General features: G+C 38.5%; 23 protein-coding genes and 1 pseudogene. 5 read left to right on the forward strand and 19 right to left on the reverse strand.

The window, feature by feature from the left end; genetic code table 11:
• Positions 1 to 346: 346 nt before the first annotated feature.
• Positions 347 to 937, reverse strand: a complete 591-nt coding sequence (locus BMW59_RS02045) for a hypothetical protein (protein ID WP_093047368.1) — start codon at positions 935 to 937, stop codon at positions 347 to 349.
• A 128-nt stretch (positions 938 to 1,065) separates the two neighbouring features.
• Entirely contained in the window at positions 1,066 to 1,734 is a 669-nt protein-coding gene (locus BMW59_RS02050) for a hypothetical protein (RefSeq protein ID WP_093047369.1), read from the reverse strand.
• A 257-nt stretch (positions 1,735 to 1,991) separates the two neighbouring features.
• Between BMW59_RS02050 and BMW59_RS02055 the strand changes: the two genes are divergently transcribed.
• Entirely contained in the window at positions 1,992 to 3,200 is a 1,209-nt protein-coding gene (locus BMW59_RS02055) for an iron-containing alcohol dehydrogenase (protein WP_093047370.1), read from the forward strand.
• Between the two features lie 676 nt (positions 3,201 to 3,876).
• Positions 3,877 to 4,515 (forward strand): PAQR family membrane homeostasis protein TrhA, encoded by a 639-nt coding sequence (gene trhA, locus BMW59_RS02060; protein WP_093047371.1) that lies wholly within the window; start codon positions 3,877 to 3,879, stop codon positions 4,513 to 4,515.
• A 518-nt stretch (positions 4,516 to 5,033) separates the two neighbouring features.
• Here trhA and BMW59_RS02065 read toward each other — a convergent pair.
• From BMW59_RS02065 to BMW59_RS02090, 7 genes and pseudogenes are all read right to left on the reverse strand, one after another.
• On the reverse strand, positions 5,034 to 5,321 hold the full coding sequence (locus BMW59_RS02065; RefSeq protein WP_245732914.1) for a hypothetical protein: 288 nt from the start codon (positions 5,319 to 5,321) through the stop codon (positions 5,034 to 5,036).
• A gap of 151 nt (positions 5,322 to 5,472) precedes the next feature.
• Positions 5,473 to 6,240: pseudogene (locus BMW59_RS02070) on the reverse strand (GNAT family N-acetyltransferase).
• A gap of 143 nt (positions 6,241 to 6,383) precedes the next feature.
• A complete protein-coding gene (locus BMW59_RS02075) occupies positions 6,384 to 6,740 on the reverse strand; it encodes a VOC family protein (RefSeq protein ID WP_093047373.1) in 357 nt (118 codons plus the stop codon).
• Between the two features lie 171 nt (positions 6,741 to 6,911).
• The gene (locus tag BMW59_RS22170) at positions 6,912 to 7,043 is read right to left on the reverse strand and encodes a hypothetical protein (protein ID WP_281244197.1); all 132 of its coding nucleotides are present in this window, start codon (positions 7,041 to 7,043) and stop codon (positions 6,912 to 6,914) included.
• 83 nt (positions 7,044 to 7,126) lie between these two features.
• Positions 7,127 to 7,591: a hypothetical protein gene (locus BMW59_RS02080; protein WP_093047374.1), complete on the reverse strand. Its 465-nt coding sequence runs from the start codon at positions 7,589 to 7,591 to the stop codon at positions 7,127 to 7,129.
• Between the two features lie 66 nt (positions 7,592 to 7,657).
• Positions 7,658 to 8,197 (reverse strand): GNAT family N-acetyltransferase, encoded by a 540-nt coding sequence (locus BMW59_RS02085; RefSeq protein WP_093047375.1) that lies wholly within the window; start codon positions 8,195 to 8,197, stop codon positions 7,658 to 7,660.
• A 120-nt stretch (positions 8,198 to 8,317) separates the two neighbouring features.
• Positions 8,318 to 8,677, reverse strand: a complete 360-nt coding sequence (locus BMW59_RS02090; RefSeq protein WP_093047376.1) for a cupin domain-containing protein — start codon at positions 8,675 to 8,677, stop codon at positions 8,318 to 8,320.
• Positions 8,678 to 8,976: 299 nt separating this feature from the next.
• Between BMW59_RS02090 and BMW59_RS21300 the strand changes: the two genes are divergently transcribed.
• The 3 genes from BMW59_RS21300 to BMW59_RS02100 are packed head-to-tail and all read left to right on the forward strand — an operon-like array spanning position 8,977 to position 11,669.
• Entirely contained in the window at positions 8,977 to 9,483 is a 507-nt protein-coding gene (locus BMW59_RS21300; protein ID WP_281244207.1) for a DUF6431 domain-containing protein, read from the forward strand.
• A gap of 42 nt (positions 9,484 to 9,525) precedes the next feature.
• Positions 9,526 to 10,869 carry a DDE-type integrase/transposase/recombinase gene (locus BMW59_RS02095; protein ID WP_093047377.1) on the forward strand — a complete coding sequence of 448 codons (1,344 nt, stop codon included), beginning with the start codon at positions 9,526 to 9,528 and terminating at the stop codon, positions 10,867 to 10,869.
• Positions 10,869 to 11,669 carry an ExeA family protein gene (locus tag BMW59_RS02100; RefSeq protein ID WP_093047378.1) on the forward strand — a complete coding sequence of 267 codons (801 nt, stop codon included), beginning with the start codon at positions 10,869 to 10,871 and terminating at the stop codon, positions 11,667 to 11,669. The genes BMW59_RS02095 and BMW59_RS02100 overlap by 1 nt, the downstream gene beginning before the upstream one ends.
• A 111-nt stretch (positions 11,670 to 11,780) precedes the next feature.
• Here the strand turns inward: BMW59_RS02100 and BMW59_RS21485 are convergent, their stop codons facing one another.
• The 10 genes from BMW59_RS21485 to BMW59_RS02145 all read right to left on the reverse strand — a co-directional run bounded on the left by BMW59_RS21485 (position 11,781) and on the right by BMW59_RS02145 (position 17,927).
• The gene (locus tag BMW59_RS21485; protein ID WP_177174156.1) at positions 11,781 to 11,927 is read right to left on the reverse strand and encodes a hypothetical protein; all 147 of its coding nucleotides are present in this window, start codon (positions 11,925 to 11,927) and stop codon (positions 11,781 to 11,783) included.
• Positions 11,928 to 12,087: 160 nt separating this feature from the next.
• Positions 12,088 to 12,603, reverse strand: a complete 516-nt coding sequence (locus BMW59_RS02105) for a GNAT family N-acetyltransferase (RefSeq protein WP_093047379.1) — start codon at positions 12,601 to 12,603, stop codon at positions 12,088 to 12,090.
• A 187-nt stretch (positions 12,604 to 12,790) separates the two neighbouring features.
• Complete coding sequence (locus BMW59_RS02110) at positions 12,791 to 13,252, reverse strand: GNAT family N-acetyltransferase (RefSeq protein ID WP_093047380.1); 462 nt, start codon at positions 13,250 to 13,252, stop codon at positions 12,791 to 12,793.
• 883 nt (positions 13,253 to 14,135) lie between these two features.
• Entirely contained in the window at positions 14,136 to 14,597 is a 462-nt protein-coding gene (locus BMW59_RS02115; protein WP_093047381.1) for a hypothetical protein, read from the reverse strand.
• A gap of 89 nt (positions 14,598 to 14,686) precedes the next feature.
• Positions 14,687 to 15,085, reverse strand: coding sequence for a VOC family protein (locus BMW59_RS02120; RefSeq protein WP_093047382.1), 399 nt, complete (start codon positions 15,083 to 15,085; stop codon positions 14,687 to 14,689).
• Positions 15,086 to 15,184: 99 nt separating this feature from the next.
• Positions 15,185 to 15,877, reverse strand: coding sequence for a DJ-1/PfpI family protein (locus BMW59_RS02125; protein WP_093047383.1), 693 nt, complete (start codon positions 15,875 to 15,877; stop codon positions 15,185 to 15,187).
• A gap of 186 nt (positions 15,878 to 16,063) precedes the next feature.
• Positions 16,064 to 16,525 carry a GNAT family N-acetyltransferase gene (locus tag BMW59_RS02130; RefSeq protein WP_093047384.1) on the reverse strand — a complete coding sequence of 154 codons (462 nt, stop codon included), beginning with the start codon at positions 16,523 to 16,525 and terminating at the stop codon, positions 16,064 to 16,066.
• Positions 16,526 to 16,566: 41 nt separating this feature from the next.
• Positions 16,567 to 16,809: a hypothetical protein gene (locus BMW59_RS02135; RefSeq protein WP_093047385.1), complete on the reverse strand. Its 243-nt coding sequence runs from the start codon at positions 16,807 to 16,809 to the stop codon at positions 16,567 to 16,569.
• 135 nt (positions 16,810 to 16,944) lie between these two features.
• Complete coding sequence (locus tag BMW59_RS02140; protein ID WP_093047386.1) at positions 16,945 to 17,415, reverse strand: peptide-methionine (S)-S-oxide reductase; 471 nt, start codon at positions 17,413 to 17,415, stop codon at positions 16,945 to 16,947.
• Between the two features lie 170 nt (positions 17,416 to 17,585).
• Positions 17,586 to 17,927 (reverse strand): VOC family protein, encoded by a 342-nt coding sequence (locus BMW59_RS02145; RefSeq protein ID WP_093047387.1) that lies wholly within the window; start codon positions 17,925 to 17,927, stop codon positions 17,586 to 17,588.
• Positions 17,928 to 18,137 lie beyond the last annotated feature (210 nt).

The raw sequence follows: 18,137 nt of genomic DNA on the forward strand, positions 1-18,137 counted from the left end.
TTTTTTCATAGTTTAAAATATTTATTATCATATAACAAATTCAGGATATTTACAAGGTGGCAATAGGGTAAATTAGCCAAAAGAAAGCCCTGAATACACTAATAAATGAGGCACATGTGAGTTTAACAGTTAATTTCCGTCCTGCCGGCAAAATTAAGTTTCTGCCAGTCTGCATTTCTCTTTTCTTCCGTCCACTCTCTTAAAGTCTGGCTTGGTCACAAACGAAAGACGTACGGCTAATTAATTTTAAAATAAAAGTTATGTGGCTATTCCCCTTAAGTAAGCGATTACAAACTCTATTTTACACTATTTACACTATGAATTCATAGTTTTGATTCCTAATACGTCATTCACTGGCTTTTTTTGAGAATGGGGAGACGTCCTCATGAGGGATTTGCTGCTGATCAAGCTGATGCAGCAGAGGCGCCGCATCGTTTTTATGGACCGCTATCCTCTTCTTCCGTTTCATGTGTAATGTGATGGCGTAGTAATCCGTCGAATCGGGGAACATGCCGTAAAAATCATCCCCAATCGATATCTCTTCAACTTTATAAGAACGAAACTTCTCCCATGGAATTCTTTTCTCATCCAGATAAAGTCCGTCTTTTGTAAGAAAAAAGCTCGGTATGGTCATTTGCCAAACCGACATTAAAGGGATCCATAAGATGAGCATCGCATTAGGAAATGAAAGATCGCTGCTGAATATAATAAAAATTATTCCTATCGCCAGGCCCCCAAATGCAAACCATTTCTTTATGCGCCAGTCACGGGACCGAACACTTAATGGACGGACTTGTCCATAACCAGTGACGAGACGGACATCGTTCCCGTTAAAAAGAGCGTCTTCAGATTTCCGAATCATTTTTCGCGTACGAACCAGATTAACAAGAACAACAAATCCAATTAACACTGCAACACTAATAACCCACCACTGCATAATTTTCACTCCTAACTCTGCATAGATTTTATTGAAGCCTGTCTCCCGACGCTATATCGGTTGGCATATAATCAACATCCAATTATTAGAAGTACGGAAACGCTACCGGTAAAGTTTCGCCAATTCACTTATGCCTCTCTTATAAACTCAACGAGATACTGCCTTTCCTGCTCATTCAAATCCTCTAATGCTGATGTAAAGTGGTTAACGATTGCCAGCATATCCGTGCTCATTCCGTCGCTCGCAGAATCAATCATCATTCCGATGACGGCCCCGGTGAACGTCGCTATCTGAATAGAAGGAGCCGCTGAGACGTTTACGAGATTGACCGTTAAGTTTTTTACCGTCCTTCCCTGGCTGTTCAAATGAACAAGCAGCACGCCAATAAAAGAGGCGCACAACTCCACTTTCGACTGCCCGGTACTGAATTTTTCGAGCAGCTGCTCAATTCCAGTGTCTGAGTCCTCGCTGTGGTTGTTTATAAAATGAAGAACTTCCCTCTTGATTTGGGCCCATTCCTGTTGATCTGTAAGATGAGCGTTATTTTGCTCAAACAGGTTCTGCGACTTTTCCGTAGGGACATATACGACAAGGGACCGGCCAGTTTCGTTCGGGTTAATGGTGTAGGTGCGCTGCAGGAAACCGTGCTTTTCCAGTTCCTTTAACACATCGTAAGCTGTCCATTTGCTCACGCCTATGGACTCGGCAATATCTGAATAATGCACCGGCTGATCCGATGATGAATGCATTTGAACAATTTTTTCTAAAAATTGTTTGCGGCGGTTTGTCAGTTTCATGCTCACTCCTCCAATCATTTGCTGTTTCCGCTGGAAGGTTCCTTCTATTATAACTTGACACAGTTTGAGACTTTAAGTTATAAGAATGGTAGAAGGTTTTTTGGTCTTTTGGGTGTTATAGAGTTAGCTTATCGCATTTGCAGTTTTCTATCCATAAATGAGTTTAGCTTGGAGCGTGGTTTATACGGATTTAGTTTTATAAGCTAGCGGGTGATCTTAAATCAGCAACATAGTTTTTAAAAAAAGGGGGACTTAGGATGCGCAGACTTTACACTCTTTACTGCAGACTGTTTCAATTCGTTTTAAAACAGACGGCTTATTTTCTTCCGTGGCGGCAGCCTGAACTTTTAGAAGGGGAAAACAGCTTAAAGCAGCTGCCCGATTTGGTAAAACAGAGAGGGCTGCATCGTGTACTGATCGTCACAGACAAAGGAATTACTGAGCTCGGTCTGATGGATGACCTCCTTAGAGGGCTACACGAAACAGAAGTAAGTTATGAGGTGTATGATAAAACCGTTCCCAACCCGACCATTGAGAATATTGAAGAGGCGCTGGGGCTTTATAAGCGCCAGCAGTGCGAAGGAATCATCGCTTTTGGAGGCGGGTCGCCAATAGATTGTGCAAAGGGTGTTGCCGCCCGGGCTGCCAGGCCTGATAAATCCCTCTCCGAGATGAAGGGGCTCTTAAAAGTGAGAAAAGACATCCCTCCCCTTTTTGCAGTTCCGACAACTGCCGGAACAGGGAGTGAAGCGACCGTAGCCGCTGTAATCTCCAACAGCGACACGCATGAAAAATACGCAGTAAGTGATCCGAAGCTGATTCCTCACGCGGCTGTTCTCGATCCTCTCCTGACAAAGGGCCTGCCTCCGCATATTACCTCCACGACAGGCATGGATGCGTTAACGCATGCCGTTGAGGCGTATATTGGAAGAGGCAACACTGCACAGACAAAAAAGAACAGCCGGGAAGCCGTCTCGTTAATATTTAAGAACCTTTATTCTGCCTACAGTGACGGCTCGAATATGACTGCAAGGAAGAACATGCAAAAAGCGTCATTACTGGCCGGCATGGCGTTCACCCGCGCCTACGTAGGCTACGTCCACGCCATCGCCCATACACTGGGCGGGTTTTACTCGGTGCCGCACGGACTGGCTAATGCTGTCATCCTCCCTCATGTGCTGGAATACTACGGGAAACCGGCGCATAAACCTCTGGCTGAATTAGCCGACGTCGCCGGACTGACGCAAGGTGCCGAATCAGATGTCATTAAAGCCAGAATCTTTATTGATGCGGTAAAAAAGCTGAACAAGGATATGAACATTCCAGAAAAAGTGAGCGGGATTCAGAAAAAAGATATTCCTCTTATGGTAGAGCGGGCCCTGGCAGAAGCGAATCCGATGTACCCCGTGCCAAGGATTCTTCATAAAGAGGATTTAATGAAGCTTTATTATAAAATTAAAGCATAATGTAAGGCTTCTGGAGGCTAGGCAGGTGAGGTGTTGTCCACTCATTCGTTCATCTCGGCGATGAGTGGATTTTATATTTGTTTTATCGTCCGCTCACTTGAGCAATCGCTCCTCGAGAAGACCATATACCTCTTTTATCGTCCACTCACTTGATGAATCGCCCGATGAGAAGACCGTATATTCTTTTTATCATCCGCTCACTTGAGCAATCGCTCCCCGAGAAGACCTTATATCCCTTTTATCGTCCACTCACTTGATGAATCGCCCGATGAGAAGACCGTATATCTCTTTTATCACCCACTCACTTGAGCAATCGCTCCTCGAGAAGACCATATATCCTTTTTATCACCCACTCACTTGAGCAATCGCTCCTCGAGAAGACCATATATCCTTTTTATCATCCGCTCACTTGAGCAATCGCTCCCCGAGAAGACCTTATATCCCTTTTATCATCCGCTCACTAGATTTTCCGCTCGTCAAGTTTCTCATAAATGATTTTCACCTATAATTACTCTCCTTTTAACTCTCCAACTTCAAAAAACACTTCTGCAGCCGGCAATAAACAGAGTGAAATTTTAGCGAAACGACGGTCCTTCCTTATGTTTATGTTATAATAGAAATACTAGTTGATATTATGACCTGTTACTAATTGAAATGCGGAAGGAATGAATCTATTTTGGCAAATACCCATACGTTTTCTAAAGGGGAAGAAATAGCTAATGCCACGGTGCATGGGATTGGTGTCCTGTTAAGTATTGCTGCTTTAGTTATTCTGATTGTATTCTCATCCCTGCAAGGCACTGCGTGGCATATCGTCAGTTTTACACTGTTCGGAACCTTTATGACTCTTTTATACACCTCCTCTACCCTTGTCCACAGTTTCCCTCCTGGTAAAGCAAAGGATTTTTTTGAGATTATGGATCATTCATCCATTTATTTTTTCATTGCCGGCACGTATACGCCTTTTTTATTTATTGCTGTAGAGGGAACGCTGGGATGGATTCTCTTCGGCATTGTCTGGGGGCTTGCGATCGCCGGAACTGTCTTTAAGTCTTTTTTTGCGAAACGGTTCCTCCATACGTCCACCCTGCTTTATGTCTTAATGGGATGGATGATTGTGTTTGCCTGGGGCCCTTTAGTGGAAAACGTGCCAGCTCACGGCATCGTGTTTTTAGTTATTGGCGGCATTTTATACACCGTCGGCGCTGTCTTTTATGTATGGAGAGGGTTTAACTACCATCATGCGATCTGGCATGTCTTTGTACTCGGAGGTTCTGTCATGCACTTCTTCTCAGTGCTTAGTTTGCTGAATTAATTATTAGTCTTTAGAAAAGTTTTGCCATCTTAAGAGGCAGCAATTTAAATTATGCCCATAAGAAGCTGAGACAAAAGAATAGTAATCATAAAGAAAGCCGAACAAATCTTATGATTTTTGTTCGGTTTTTCGCTTTTGTAACTTCTGATGAATAGTAGTCATTTCAGTCCGCTAGGCGGACGCTTGCCCAGGGGCTTGTCTTCAGCTAAATTCAACTCAGCCTGGAGCTTCGTTGAATTGGATCTTCAGACTGCGCTTAATCCCTCGGGCGTCGCCGCCTTCTGTCCTTCAATCAAAAGAGCCTGAGGCTTTTTAATATGTGGTAAAACTAAAAGTGACCCACGTTTCAAACTGTCTGATAAAATTATTGTTCGTCTTTTACAAACTTGTTTTTAGTTTTGTCCCGGCCTCTTGTTTGGCACCTATAAAACTTATCTCTGTAATCTACCCTGTATTAGATTTTATCTAAACAGTTCATTTTGCTGTTCCGTATATTTTTCAATTTAATAAAATGGGGGTTATTGAACAATGGAACCCGCGTCTTTTTTCTTCTTAATATTAGTAACTGCAAATCTGACTATTAAGTAAATAATAAAAGCATTTAACAGTAATGCAGCAGGGTTTATGTGCAAACCAGCATTTCCATTGAAAAAGTTACCGAAAAACCATGCACTGGATGGTTCTCGTTGATATATCGTTATATATTTTAACGGAAAACCATAAGTGAAACTTCCTATACCTTCATAAAAAAATTTACTTGGTAAAACAAAAGGTACTAAAAGACAGATGATTAAACTCCAACTCATATGTTTCCTGTTCAGCCTTCTCAAAGAACCCCTCCCTTATCGAATTCTTATAATTAGCGACATTTCAGCTGCAACAGCTTGTCCTATATCCCTTCCGTAGCGTTATTATAATAAATACGTGAAGAAAGCTCTCTGGATCTCACCTATATATTTACCTTTCAATAAAATAAGTATCGTAAGGTTCCTTAAAAATATACCCGAGCTTTTTAGCCAGTTCAACGGATTCAGCATTAGCTCCATCCCAACTAGGGTATTTCCCTCTTTCAAGACAATCTAATATCAAGGCTGATGAGACAATTGTTGCTAACCCTTTCCTTCTATGGTCAGGATGACTGGCAACTTCAATCTCAATTCCTTCATCGTATATACTAAATGATGTTGCCGCTGATACAACTTTTCCTTTATGTAAAATAGCATAACCTATTCCCCTATTTACGAAGTCATCAATAGAATCAAATTGACTTATAAAGTCTTCTGACAGCTCTTGAAAAGAGGGTTCTTTTGCTAAATTCTTATCCACTAGCTTAATTTCGTAGCCTTCTTGTAATGAAGAAATTAAGTGCTGTATATGGTTCCTTTCTAAATGGTCACGATTTTTTTCAAACCTGTACCGCTGAAATTTCTCAAATGACCCGCTATGAACACTCTCTACTCGTTCTTTCCATTCTTCAGAATCAACAATTGCGAGAGTAAATTCAGGAAGGTTAAAAAGTAATTCTTCAGCTTCCTTTGTATGGGGATCTCCAGCATAAAACACAAAAATCCCGTTAGTTATCTGAGCTACACTTGGATCTTCAGGGTCGTCCACCCAAGCAGTTCCCATATGTCCTTAAAGATATGAAAGTAAAATAGTGCTATCAATCTTTTCAAACATTGGCAATAACTTTTTCCTCACACTGCTATCTGCTTCATATATCATTAAATTCCTTCTTTCTAAAAATTATTAATTTCCAATAAAGTAACTATTACCATAATGACTTTTATTCCGGTAAATATCTCTCTTGTTTGCATAACGAAGCACCCTACAACATCATTAAGTATCGCTCTCCATTAGTGCAGGCACTAACACTGACAAATCATCAAATGATTCCCGTCTGGGTCTTTAAAATTGAACCAATGATTATTTTCAATTTTTGTAGTAATTTCAACGTTTTTGTTATTCATATACTGATAAGCTTGTTTTATATTAGTTGTATTAAAATGAAAAGGTGGTGCTTTATAGGTATTTTCTTCTGAAAATATTTTGCTGTCTAGTACGATACCTGTTCCTTTCATAGGCATGATGTATAAATGACCAAATAAAATCTCACCATCTGCAGGTAACCCTAATATGTCACAATACCAGTCACGTGCTCTTTGAATGTTACTAACTGGAATAAATACAGTTCCAATTTGATTTAAGATTGGTTTTGGCTTCATAAAATCTCCATCCTGTCTAAATATATTTTGATGTTATACTATCTGCTAGTTTCCTAGTTGAAAGACCCCTCCTTAATTTTAACATTATTTTCCAGTTAATAAGGATGTAAAAAAGCCGCAATTGCAGCTTCCGGAATATCTACCTGTTGTACTGTTTACTCAGCTGCTTTTTTATTTAAAGAAAGGGTTGCTTTGTTCCGGCTTTTTCTTCATAACTAGACCGATGCCTGCAAAAATAATTCCAATAAGCCCGCCAATGAAAAACATCATATTTAATTCCTCTTTTCTCATCATGCTGAACATAAAAGGGCCTCCTGAAAAGCAGATCAATCCCCAGCCAAATGCTATGAGCCAATACTTCATAACATCTATCACCCCTGTAATAATTAATTACCTCTCCTCAGGGATTTATTTGACTCTTTCTTTTTAATGTTAGTCACTTTGGGCTCATATTCGCTTATTACTTCAAAAGTATCCTGAGTCGTCATAAATAAATGATGTTCCACAGAAAATGCTTCACTCCCAGGACCAGAAAGCTGGTCATGCCAACCAATAAAATCAGAGTCAGTCATTTTGTAAAAGCACCATTCTTTATTATCCGGCCCAAAGGCTGTTTTTCTAGCTTCTGATGCTATTTCTACGAGATCCCCTCGTTTAAATTCTTCTGTAAATCGAACAGCCCAGACAAACATCCCATTCCTGAACTCTCCATAAGTAAAATGAAATTCATTTTCTAAGTTATCATTAAATATAAATTTTAACCCTTCTTCTCCATAAATCATTTCTTTAAAATGCAGTGAGCCATTAAAGTTTTCAATTGGCTCCCATACTTCTAATTTTCTCTCACTCATGAATAATCACCTATCTTTAAATTTAATATCTCATTTTGTTTATGAGATGATTTAGGCTGATACGAATTAAAATGGGACATCATCTAACTTTATTGGTGTCTTCTTTCCTTGCTCCCAGTCCTTTCTGATAATCGCATAAACAAGTGCATCTTCAACTGAGCCATCGTCATTTTCCCACGAATCCCGCAGATAGCCTTCTTTTTGAAAGTGACACTTATAGAAAACTTTTCTCATTGCGTAATTATCGTGGCGGGTATACGCCTCAACCCTTATCTTTTCTGTTGAACTTGAAAAAATATAATTAGCTGCCCATTTAACAGCTTGTTCTCCATATCCCTTGCCACGCATCTCATTAGCTAACCTTACGTCGTATAATAAAGGCATGGTATCAGACATATCACTTAAAATGATTAACCCTGTCTTTTTCTTATTTTTCTCTATCCAAAATGTTTCTTTATCATCTTCATACCATCCCGCTTTGTACCGCTTTATTATCTCATCTTCTGAAGGCGAAGGATCAGCTTGAAAATTCCAACTATTATTTGTATAAAGATTTACTAATTCACTTAATTCATTGTTTAGTTTTCTAAAAGTTAATTGCCCCATCATTTTCTGCTCCTTACTTTAACATGGTCCCCAGTGGTCAAATATGATTAAATAACTATTCAGCTTCCTGGCCGTAACAATAATACTTCGTTAACTCACCATTTTATAAGCGTAATTTAGTTAAACCTGTTTTTGAGGCATAAAATCTGAAGGGCTTAAACCTTCTGATTCTATGACTATTGCAGTAAGACCTGTATGAGTGGACGTTTCGTGTCCCTCGCCTTCTTCCCAAAAGATGGCATCCCCTGTTTTAACCCTTATAGCGGAGATGTCATCACTTCGAACCCAGCCTTCACCAGCTACAATAAGAAGTAATTGAGGCACCACAGCTTTATGAAATCCTATAATTCCGTTAGTTTCTAAATGCATACAACCAATTTGAACAGCTTGTTCCAGTTGCGCAATACGAGACATTACAAAATTAGAATTAAAATGAGTAACCTTTTTTCCTATTTCCTTATCAAATCTATAAATTTTCAAATAAACTCCCCCCCTGTTTCAAACAATGTACTTTTTAGTGCTAACCTTTTCTTTTGCTAAAAAGAGTGAATGGTGTTTCTGCTAGCTATAAATGACTGATTGCTGACAGCGTTGTCTGTCCGGGATTTGTCGAGTATACTGTCATTAAAAAGCTGCAGAAAGGAAAAAAGAGACCCAAAGGATGTTGACCGTCACCACAACGTTCATCCTTTGGATCTCTCCCAAAACTATGGTCATTATAACACAGTATTTACTCATTCAACAGCAGGATCCAACTCTTTTTTGTTAGGAGTACGGAAATTGTCCCCTGTCCAGTATGTAGAGAAAAGCTCAATGTAATAGGCAGCCGGAATAGGATCTGGAAACAAATGAATGGGGACCGTTCTAATTTACGCATTAGACGCCTCAAATGTGATGATTGTCTTACTATTCATCATGAGTTACCAGATATTTTAGTTCCTCATAAACATTATGATGCCGCCTCTATCGAGGCAGTTGTTCATCCACAAAATAAGATCAAAGATCGCTTACCAGTCGGAGCGGAATCTTCTACGTTAAGTCGTTGGATCCGCTGGTTTTCTTTATGGTTAACCGACGCCATTCGCTGTCTTCGAGCCATTATGCTTCGCTACTTTATGCAGGTACCGAATCCATCATCCCCAAGGGATTCGTCCGTACTTCATTTGATTGGGGAATTTGTAGGTATTGAAGATGGTTGGCTGACACGTCTTGTCCGTCCCATCGTCAATACCCATTCTTGGTTACAGACCCGTTTTGCGTACCTGTCCTCCTTGAACAGATCATAAAGTAAGAAAGAAATCATTTTTCTTACAAGGGAGGACAACGTGATGAGTCAACGCGAATCACAAGAAGAAGTTGCCGCAGCACGAATGGAGATAATTGCACCTTTAGTTGCCAAAGGAATAGACTCAGGGCAAGCTAAGTATCTCCGGGACAAAATTTGTAATCAGACTGGATTATCTGAACGAACGATCCGGAGGTATGTCAAAGCTTACAATGAGGCAGGGTTTGAAGGATTAAAGCCAAAATTAAAAGGTAGAAGTGGCACTAGCATTATTCCTGATGACATCTTGGAAGAAGCCATTTATTTAAGAAGAGAAGTTCCGTCCAGAAGTATCTCACAGATCATTAAAGTATTGGAAATGGAAAAACGCATACAGCCTGGTGAGATAAAGCGAAGCACGCTTCAGGAACAAGTAAGCAGGCGAGGATTCAGCTCCCGTCATATACGACTTTACAATGATCCTGGAGTAGCATCGCGTCGTTATCAGCATGCACATCGAAACGAACTCTGGCATTCAGATATTAAATATGGTCCTTATTTGCCAATAGGTCCGAACGGTAAAAAGGAACAAGTGTATCTTGTAGTTTTTCTGGATGATGCGACTCGCTATATGATTCATGGCATGTTTTATCGAACACTCGACCAAACCATCGTTCAAGAGGGTTTCCGCCGATCAATCAGTGAGTATGGAGTCCCTGAACGTGTTTATTTTGATAATGGTAAACAATATAAAACAAAGTGGATGAGCAGAGCATGCGCAAAGTTGGGTACCCGATTATTATATGCAAAGCCTTATTCGCCAGAGTCTAAAGGTAAAGTAGAGAGGTTTAATCGGAATGTGGATGTGTTTCTTCAAGAGATTCAATTGAATCCACCTAAGAGCCTGGAACAGCTGAACAGGCAGTTTTATTTTTGGGCTAAGCAGTGGTATCAGGAGAGTTCACACAGTGCCCTGCCAGATGGAGAAACTCCTCAAAGTGTATTTCAGAAAGATTCTGAACCAATTCGCTATATTGACCCCGAGGAACTCAGTCGCGCTTTTCTACATACTGAAAGCCGAAAAGTAGATAAATCAGGTTGTATCAATTTCAGAGGCGAAAAATACGAAGTAGGTCTGTCATTTATCGGTGAACAAGTTGATGTCGTCTTTGATCCTTGTGACATTTCAGAATTAACAATCGAATATAAAGACCATCAACCGTGGCAAGCAACAAAACTGGTCATAGGGAAAACCACCGGGAAGCGCCCTGAAATGCCGAGAGGTATTGACCGTGTGACCAGTGATCGCTCCCGTGTCCTTGATGCCGCAGAAAAGGTAGAATTAGAAAAAGATCGCATTCAAAAACCTGTGATCTCCTACAAAGCGGTGGAAAGGAGATCACGATAATGTTTGAAACCTTTTATGGCTTTAATAACACACCATTCAGCAGGACGGTTCCTTCGGAATCATTATACGAAGCACCTCGTTTCGAAGAAGTGATAGGAAGATTACATTTTGAGGCCAGTCACCAGCTATTTATGGTCGTAACTGGAGATGCAGGAACCGGAAAAACAACACTTCTTCGCCGTTTTACAGATGAACTGGATGTGCAGGAGTATCAAGCGCTTTATCTATCTGATTCCAAATTAACCCCTCGACACTTCTACAAAGGGCTATTAGAACAGCTTGGCTGTGAAGCAAAGTTTTATCGTGGAGACGCCAAGCGGCAGTTGCATCAGCAGATCGAAATTATGAGAGGGGTTCATGGTCAACACCCTGTGGTTATCGTAGATGAAGCCCATTTACTGGACCGTGAAATGTTAGAAGAAGTTCGATTTTTACTCAATGTCAACATGGATGCGATGAGCCCAATGGCCCTTCTTCTTGTGGGGCAAAGCGAGCTTTGGGATCGATTGAAGCTTCAATCATTCTCAGCCATCCGCCAACGAATTGATTTGCAATACCAATTGCCACATTATGACCTTTCGGAAGTGGAAGGTTATATCCAAGCATCTCTTACTTACGCAGGGGCATCCTCAGAGATTTTTTCGAGTGCAGCTATTGAAGAAATCTATCACTTTTCTAGTGGAACACCAAGAATTATTAATAAATTGTGTACTCACTGCCTAATGTATGGTGCTCAGACCGGCAAGCGCATCATTGATGATCATATGGTTAAAGACGTTATAAACGGCGAATTTCATTAAAACCAAAAAAAGAGGGTGAGTCTAACTCCCCTCTATATCTATTTATTAATAGGGACATATTAAATAGCAAAAATGAGACAAAATACGTTGGTAGTTTCAGGTCAGAAATCATTAGCAGTAACAAGTACGAATAAAATATTCAAACCTCATGGCAATCCAAATTAAAACCATTGCACTGATGCCGTTCCAAAAACCTCCAAAGAATAAACCAACCCCGCCACCAATAATGATATACATCATTAATTGTTTAGGTATCATACTATCCCCTCAGCTTTACAAATTTCTATTACTAAATCCCCCATTATCTTAACATCATTTTCCATTCAGCAGGCAATTAAAAAAGCCGCATATGCGGCTTTCTGGATCTTCAACTAATGCCTCCCATGAGTTAAAAGAGCTGATACGATGGCTTTCCAACTTAAATATAATCCCATTCAGAACGGATCAATCCTAAATGGAAAACATCTTCATAGTTATCCCATTTTAGAACTTCATGTTTCGCTACACCTTCAACTTTTAACCCGCACTTTTCCATTACACGCTTAGAAGCTATGTTTTTCGCCATACACCTGCCAAAAACTCTTTCCAAACCAAGCTTACTAAAACCAAAGTCAAGAAGTTTAGAACACGCTTCTGTACTGTACCCCTTATTCCAATAGTCAGGACTAATAAAGTAACCTAACTCGCCATGATTATGCTGATTTGAAACACTAACAAAGCCACAATTACCTACATATTCGCTCGGACGATCTTTTAAAAATATTCCAAATTCATATGCGCTTCCTTTTTCCATATTCTCTCTTACAAAGTTTATCCACCAGTCAACGGTTTCCCTTGGATATGGATGCGGCATTGAAATCGTGGTCTCTGCGATTTCTCTTAACTTTACTACCTTAAATACAGATTCAGCATCCTGTATTTCATAAGGTCTCATGATCAGTCTTTCTGTTTCAAAAGCTACATTCTTAACATCCCCATCTAGATCATCAATCCTTTCTATTAAAAAACATTTATATATCCTTATTCGTTAAGTTGCGACTTTTTCCTGCTTGTATTAATCTGCTAGTTAGTTTAATCATATTTATTACAGGAATTCTCACCGTTGTGTAAATTGAAAACTTTTATAATTTTAGCTTTAAACCTTCATGCGTTGCTTTAAAACCTAACCGTTCATAAAACCTTAATGCATCTGGTCTTTTTTTATCAGTTGTTAATTGTACTAAATGACAGCCACGTTCTTCTGCACGTTGAATAGCCCACTTTATAAGTTCAGTGCCCACACCCTTTCCTCTTACCGAAGCTGATGTTCTTACTCCTTCGATAGTAGCTCTCCATCCACCTTGATGTGTTAAATAAGGGATAAAAGTAATTTGCTGCACCCCAACCACTTCATTTCCGACACAAGCTACAATTAACTCGTTATTAGAGTCAGATGTAATAGCCCTAAATGCTTTTATGTAACTATGTGGAAGGGGATTCTTATATCGCTCACGCTTACTTCCTAAAGTGTCATCAGCAAGCATTGCAACAATACTGTCTAAATCATTTTCGTCAGCCATTCTAAACTTGATTTCTGTCTCCATTTAAGCCCCCCCTGAAGATTAAGCATTTTTACCACTTACAATATTCACTGACTTTATATCATAAATTGAAAGGTAAAAGTCCCTTTTTTGCTTTGTATAAAATATTTGTCTTCAAAGACAACATTATGGTAATCAATTTCAAAGAAAATAAGTTGCTTTACTCAGAATGTCATAAAAGAAAGGCAGGAACTCGAAATCTTAATATACAAAAACTTCTATTTGCTCATCGTTATTTCGATATGCTTCAAATATTCGATGCTTCCCGTTGATAAAATAAGGTCTATTACCAGTTAAATAACGAATTTATAGTACCATTACAGGATTTTTATGGTTTTATTTTATGCGATTAGGATCTTTATTTATCATAGTTGAAGAAAAGTACAAACTCCATCACAACTGAATTACTAATCCATATCTATTTAGTCTATCACTTGCGTTTACTCGATCTGAGTGGTCGTGGTCTTTATTCACTGTTTATGACCTAATCAGATTCCTTGAGCCGACATGGGAGGGTCATTTCTTCACTATAAAGTCCACTTACTTGTGCTTAATCCCTCTAAGCGGACTTTATTTACTGTTTATGATCCACTCCACCTTCTTGATGTGGCATGAGAGGGCCATTTCTTCACTATATCGCCCACTCACTTGCGTTTACTCTATCTAAGCGGATTTTATTTACTGTTTATGATCCACTCCATCTTCTTGATCCAGTATGAGAGGGTCATATCTTCACTATATCGTCCACTCACTTGCGTTTACTCTATCTGAGTGGACTTTATTTACTGTTTATGACCCACTTGACCTCCTTATCCTAGGCCTAGTCGCTCTTTTCCTGTCCTGTCCTCCCTAAGATTAACAGCCGATTCATTTCAGTGTCCGCTACCTAAATAACCTTTCTATATATGAGTTCAAAATCGTGATCCCAATTTAAACCGTCATCTGATTTTTCCCAGTAACTGTATATGGTGTCTCTTGATTCATTAATTTCCCCAATAAATCGTTGACTAAATTCTAATGGTGAAAAATCTGAGGTATCCCTCCACAATTTCCAAACATCGTCTTCTAAACTCATGTTATATAGACGAGCTACACCTCTGGAATCAAAATAGTGTTGTAAATATTTACCACTACTAAAATCGTAGTCATAAACAATCGTACTACTTGGAAATTTAGGCTGATTCATAAGAGTTCGCTGAACGATAAACTTTTCTTTTTCCATCCAATCAAATGTTGTTTGTCCATAAAAAGAATTCGTTTGGAATTCAGGTGGAATTACTTCTACTTCCCATTTACCTATTAAAAATTCCAATCGTTTGAACGCTTCTTCACTACCTGGGTTTTTCAATAGTAATCTCCCCTTTTTCTTCTTCAACTTTTCTGCCCGTTTGTGGAACAAAAGCAGCCTTACCCTTTTCACTACCTTTAATTGCAGAACTATTTAAGTGCTACAAGTTCTACTTTAATTCTGTCTGGGTCTTCAAAGTAAACAGCATAATGATTATTACCACCAGCAAAAGGATGTTTATCTGAGTAAAGGATGTTCACTTTTCTTTCTTTCAATTTTTTCGTCATTTCGTCTACGTGTTGACGTGATGATGAGTGAAATGCAAGATGATTAAGACCTACTCGGCATCTATGATATGGAGGGTTAAGAAACTTATCTTCTGCTTGAACAAAAACAATGTATGTATCGCCTAATTTCCAACTATGGCCACTTTCCCATTCCTGAAATGAGGTATAACCTAATTCTTCAAGAAGCCAGCCCCAAAACTCAATGGTTTGCTTTAAATCTGAAACATATATCTCGATATGATGCAGTAATCCTTTTTGCATAAAAAATCCCCCCAGATAGTTACTCACTCACTTCTTCTTAAACTATCCTGCTTCCTTCGCATAATAGGAACGCCATCGTAGTTAAAATTTGTTATAAAGCTATTTAATCATTTTAAGGATCTGTCTTGAGTTCTTTATCATTCCAAATAGGCCAAGTCCTTTTTTGGCATCTCTACTTAGCTTCTTTTCTGCGATCTTTAACATTTTTTCATCAGCAGTGGAATAATCGCCAGAATGAAATAATGGCTGCGGGTCATATTCTATGGTGAGTTGAATAGCTTTGGTTTCTTCTTCTCCGACAATTTTATTCGATAGATATAATGCCATATCTATACCTGCTGATACTCCTGCGGCAGTTATGTATTTCCCTTGTTCCACTATTCTTTCCCGTACAGGTATAGCACCGAAATCACTTAATAAATTTATTGGTTTCCAATGGGACGTTGCTTTTAATCCTGACAGCAAGCCAGTGGAAGCCATTAAAATAGACCCTGTGCATACAGATGTCGTCCATTTTGTACTTTTATCTACTTCTTTGATCCACCTTAATACGTTTTCTTTTTTTATTTCATTCAAAAATCCTATAGTAGAACCTGGCAGTATTAAGATATCTGCATATTTTATTTGATCGATACTATGTTTCACATCGATGTCAATTAACCCGGAGTCCGCGTTTATATTACCTGTTTTTTCTGCGACAAATATTACTTCAGCATTACTCATATTCCTAAAAACTGGGCCAATAGCATCAAGCATGGTTACTCCATTATATAAATAAATTATTATCTTCATCACTTGCCTCCCTAAAAATGACCCTGTTTCTCCAATTTGTTTTAGTAACTCCACTTCAGTTTAGTATAATTTTCCAGTCTGCAGGCAAAAAAAAGCCGCATATTCAGTTTCCTCAATCTTTGCCTCTTGCTTGGCGTGAGTTAAAAGCCATTTCATCACATTATCACCATAACTTTTCCTGCCAATCTATTTTAATTTTTTTAGAAGTTTAACATATTCACCATATTTGTCTTCGCCACTAAACAATACGGTTGTAAATCCCTTCTTTTCGTATAGATGTCTTGCGTTAAAGTTATCCTTATCCACACAGAGTGCGATTTCCTTATATCCAAGTTGTTCAGCATAATCAATCAGATAATCAAGAATAATGCTGCCTATTCCACGATTGCGATACTCTTCTTTAACAATCATTCTAGACAGGTAAATCCGTTTATCTTGAATAGTATAATCCGGGTCATTGTTTTTAAAAACTAACGACCCTTCCCCTACAAACTCATTATTATCTAAGTAAATAAAGGTCATTCTGTTTCCACTTACTAATTCGTCGTAAAACATATTAGCCATTTTTGGATTCTTTTCCATATCCCAAATATTATTGCACTTCCTGTAGTCTTTAGGATATAACCTCTTTATTTCACGGGCAGCCATAGCCCCACCCTTTCTTAATTTAAAAAATAAATCACAAGAATTTAAAACGGCGGAGATGTTAATAAAAAAAATGTCACTCCTAAGACGATGGCAACCCCTATACGAGTTGTTACCTTTTGGTTGGATAAGGCTGTATCAACTATACAGATAGCTCCCACTCCAGCCCCCAAAAACAGCATGTTTGCTAATTCTGATGGATGAAGTAAGAATCCGATTCCAAGAAAAATAATAAATAATGTGATTTGATAAGTAAGTTTTGATTTTCTTGATTTGAAAATCTTCAAAACTACTCCTCCTTCAAATAGATTATTTAATCTTTTTTCCAAAAATTATTAATTCATTTAATGATTAAGTCAGCACAACTAAAGAGTAAAGCATTTCGAATAACTATAGAGCTTAAAAAACCACCTTACTCTTTCTTACTTATACTTACTTAATATTTCTTTTGGAATATGACAATAATCATTTGGACATCTTGCTAGTCTGTCTTGATGTTCTTCTGCACTTCTCACATAGTTTATAAGAGGCAATACTTCTACAACTATAAGGTCATAATCATTTCTCTCCCTAAGAAACGCCTTAGCCACTTTTAAATGTTCAGGGTTTTCACTATATACTCCTGTTCTGTATTTCTCACCAACATCCTGTCCTTGTTTATTCAAACTGTATGGATCAATGATTTCAAATAAATATTCCATTAAATCCCTGATCGTTACAACCGTCGGGTCAAATCCTGTTTTTACACATTCGGCGTAGCCATCATACTCACCCTTAAGTGTATGACTGGTTCCATTAGCTCTTCCCGCTTCTGTAAACTGAACTCCAGGTAAAGTTTTTATAAAAGCTTGTACTCCCCATAAACATCCACCTGCTAAATATATTACTTCCATAGTGACTCTCCTCTTTGATTAGTCCACCAACAATTAATTTTAAGTAAATAAAAAGAATTTTTTATTCTTAAACAATGCTCCCCGGTAGATTAATATTTTTTTTAACACCTGGTTTTAACTCTTATATCTACAGTAAAAAACAGGTTAAAACACTTGGTTTTTAACTCATTTTATTTCTCATTAGTAAAATCAATAATCCTTAAGTAGTTATCTGAATTGTCTTTATAAATAGCGTAACGTCCTGGTGGTATGTCGACGGGTTCTTTAATAAACTCCAATCTTTCCTTATTTTCCTTATAGAACGTATCCACAGAGTCGACTAAGAAAACTCCTCCTGCAGATAGTTCCAATTCTTCATCTTCAATCAATAATCGAACATCTGAATGAGGTAAAGTTAAGGCAACTGTGTGATTACCTTCTCTCCACGCTTCCTCAAATCCAAGTGTTTCTCGATAAAAAGTAAGTGATTCTTTAAGGTTTTTAACTGGATGGTACAAAAACACTAATTTCATATTCTCTTCCTCCATCCCATTTAAAATAGTCTTCTTATATAACCTGCTCGTCAGTTTAAATATAAAAGCTTTTTCTTGTTGAAGGTTTCTCCCCCATTAGTTTAACATCATTTTCCATTTTTAATCTAAATAAAAAAGCCGCATATGCAGCTTCCGATATAACTATTTAACTAACTGATGTCTTAGTTTCAACTAACGCGGAGTAATAGT

The organism is Salipaludibacillus aurantiacus, assembly GCF_900111295.1.
Taxonomy (GTDB): domain Bacteria; phylum Bacillota; class Bacilli; order Bacillales; family Salisediminibacteriaceae; genus Salipaludibacillus; species Salipaludibacillus aurantiacus.

Coding starts and splice junctions, on each gene's coding strand:
- BMW59_RS02045 (WP_093047368.1), bottom strand. CDS start 937: ATGCAGTGGTGGGTTATTAGTGTTGCAGTGTTAATTGGATTTGTTGTT.
- BMW59_RS02050 (WP_093047369.1), bottom strand. CDS start 1,734: ATGAAACTGACAAACCGCCGCAAACAATTTTTAGAAAAAATTGTTCAA.
- BMW59_RS02055 (WP_093047370.1), top strand. CDS start 1,992: ATGCGCAGACTTTACACTCTTTACTGCAGACTGTTTCAATTCGTTTTA.
- BMW59_RS02065 (WP_245732914.1), bottom strand. CDS start 5,321: ATGAGTTGGAGTTTAATCATCTGTCTTTTAGTACCTTTTGTTTTACCA.
- BMW59_RS02075 (WP_093047373.1), bottom strand. CDS start 6,740: ATGAAGCCAAAACCAATCTTAAATCAAATTGGAACTGTATTTATTCCA.
- BMW59_RS22170 (WP_281244197.1), bottom strand. CDS start 7,043: ATGTTCAGCATGATGAGAAAAGAGGAATTAAATATGATGTTTTTCATT.
- BMW59_RS02080 (WP_093047374.1), bottom strand. CDS start 7,591: ATGAGTGAGAGAAAATTAGAAGTATGGGAGCCAATTGAAAACTTTAAT.
- BMW59_RS02085 (WP_093047375.1), bottom strand. CDS start 8,197: ATGGGGCAATTAACTTTTAGAAAACTAAACAATGAATTAAGTGAATTA.
- BMW59_RS02095 (WP_093047377.1), top strand. CDS start 9,526: ATGAGTCAACGCGAATCACAAGAAGAAGTTGCCGCAGCACGAATGGAG.
- BMW59_RS02100 (WP_093047378.1), top strand. CDS start 10,869: ATGTTTGAAACCTTTTATGGCTTTAATAACACACCATTCAGCAGGACG.
- BMW59_RS21485 (WP_177174156.1), bottom strand. CDS start 11,927: ATGATACCTAAACAATTAATGATGTATATCATTATTGGTGGCGGGGTT.
- BMW59_RS02105 (WP_093047379.1), bottom strand. CDS start 12,603: ATGAGACCTTATGAAATACAGGATGCTGAATCTGTATTTAAGGTAGTA.
- BMW59_RS02110 (WP_093047380.1), bottom strand. CDS start 13,252: ATGGAGACAGAAATCAAGTTTAGAATGGCTGACGAAAATGATTTAGAC.
- BMW59_RS02120 (WP_093047382.1), bottom strand. CDS start 15,085: ATGCAAAAAGGATTACTGCATCATATCGAGATATATGTTTCAGATTTA.
- BMW59_RS02125 (WP_093047383.1), bottom strand. CDS start 15,877: ATGAAGATAATAATTTATTTATATAATGGAGTAACCATGCTTGATGCT.
- BMW59_RS02130 (WP_093047384.1), bottom strand. CDS start 16,525: ATGGCTGCCCGTGAAATAAAGAGGTTATATCCTAAAGACTACAGGAAG.
- BMW59_RS02140 (WP_093047386.1), bottom strand. CDS start 17,415: ATGGAAGTAATATATTTAGCAGGTGGATGTTTATGGGGAGTACAAGCT.
- BMW59_RS02145 (WP_093047387.1), bottom strand. CDS start 17,927: ATGAAATTAGTGTTTTTGTACCATCCAGTTAAAAACCTTAAAGAATCA.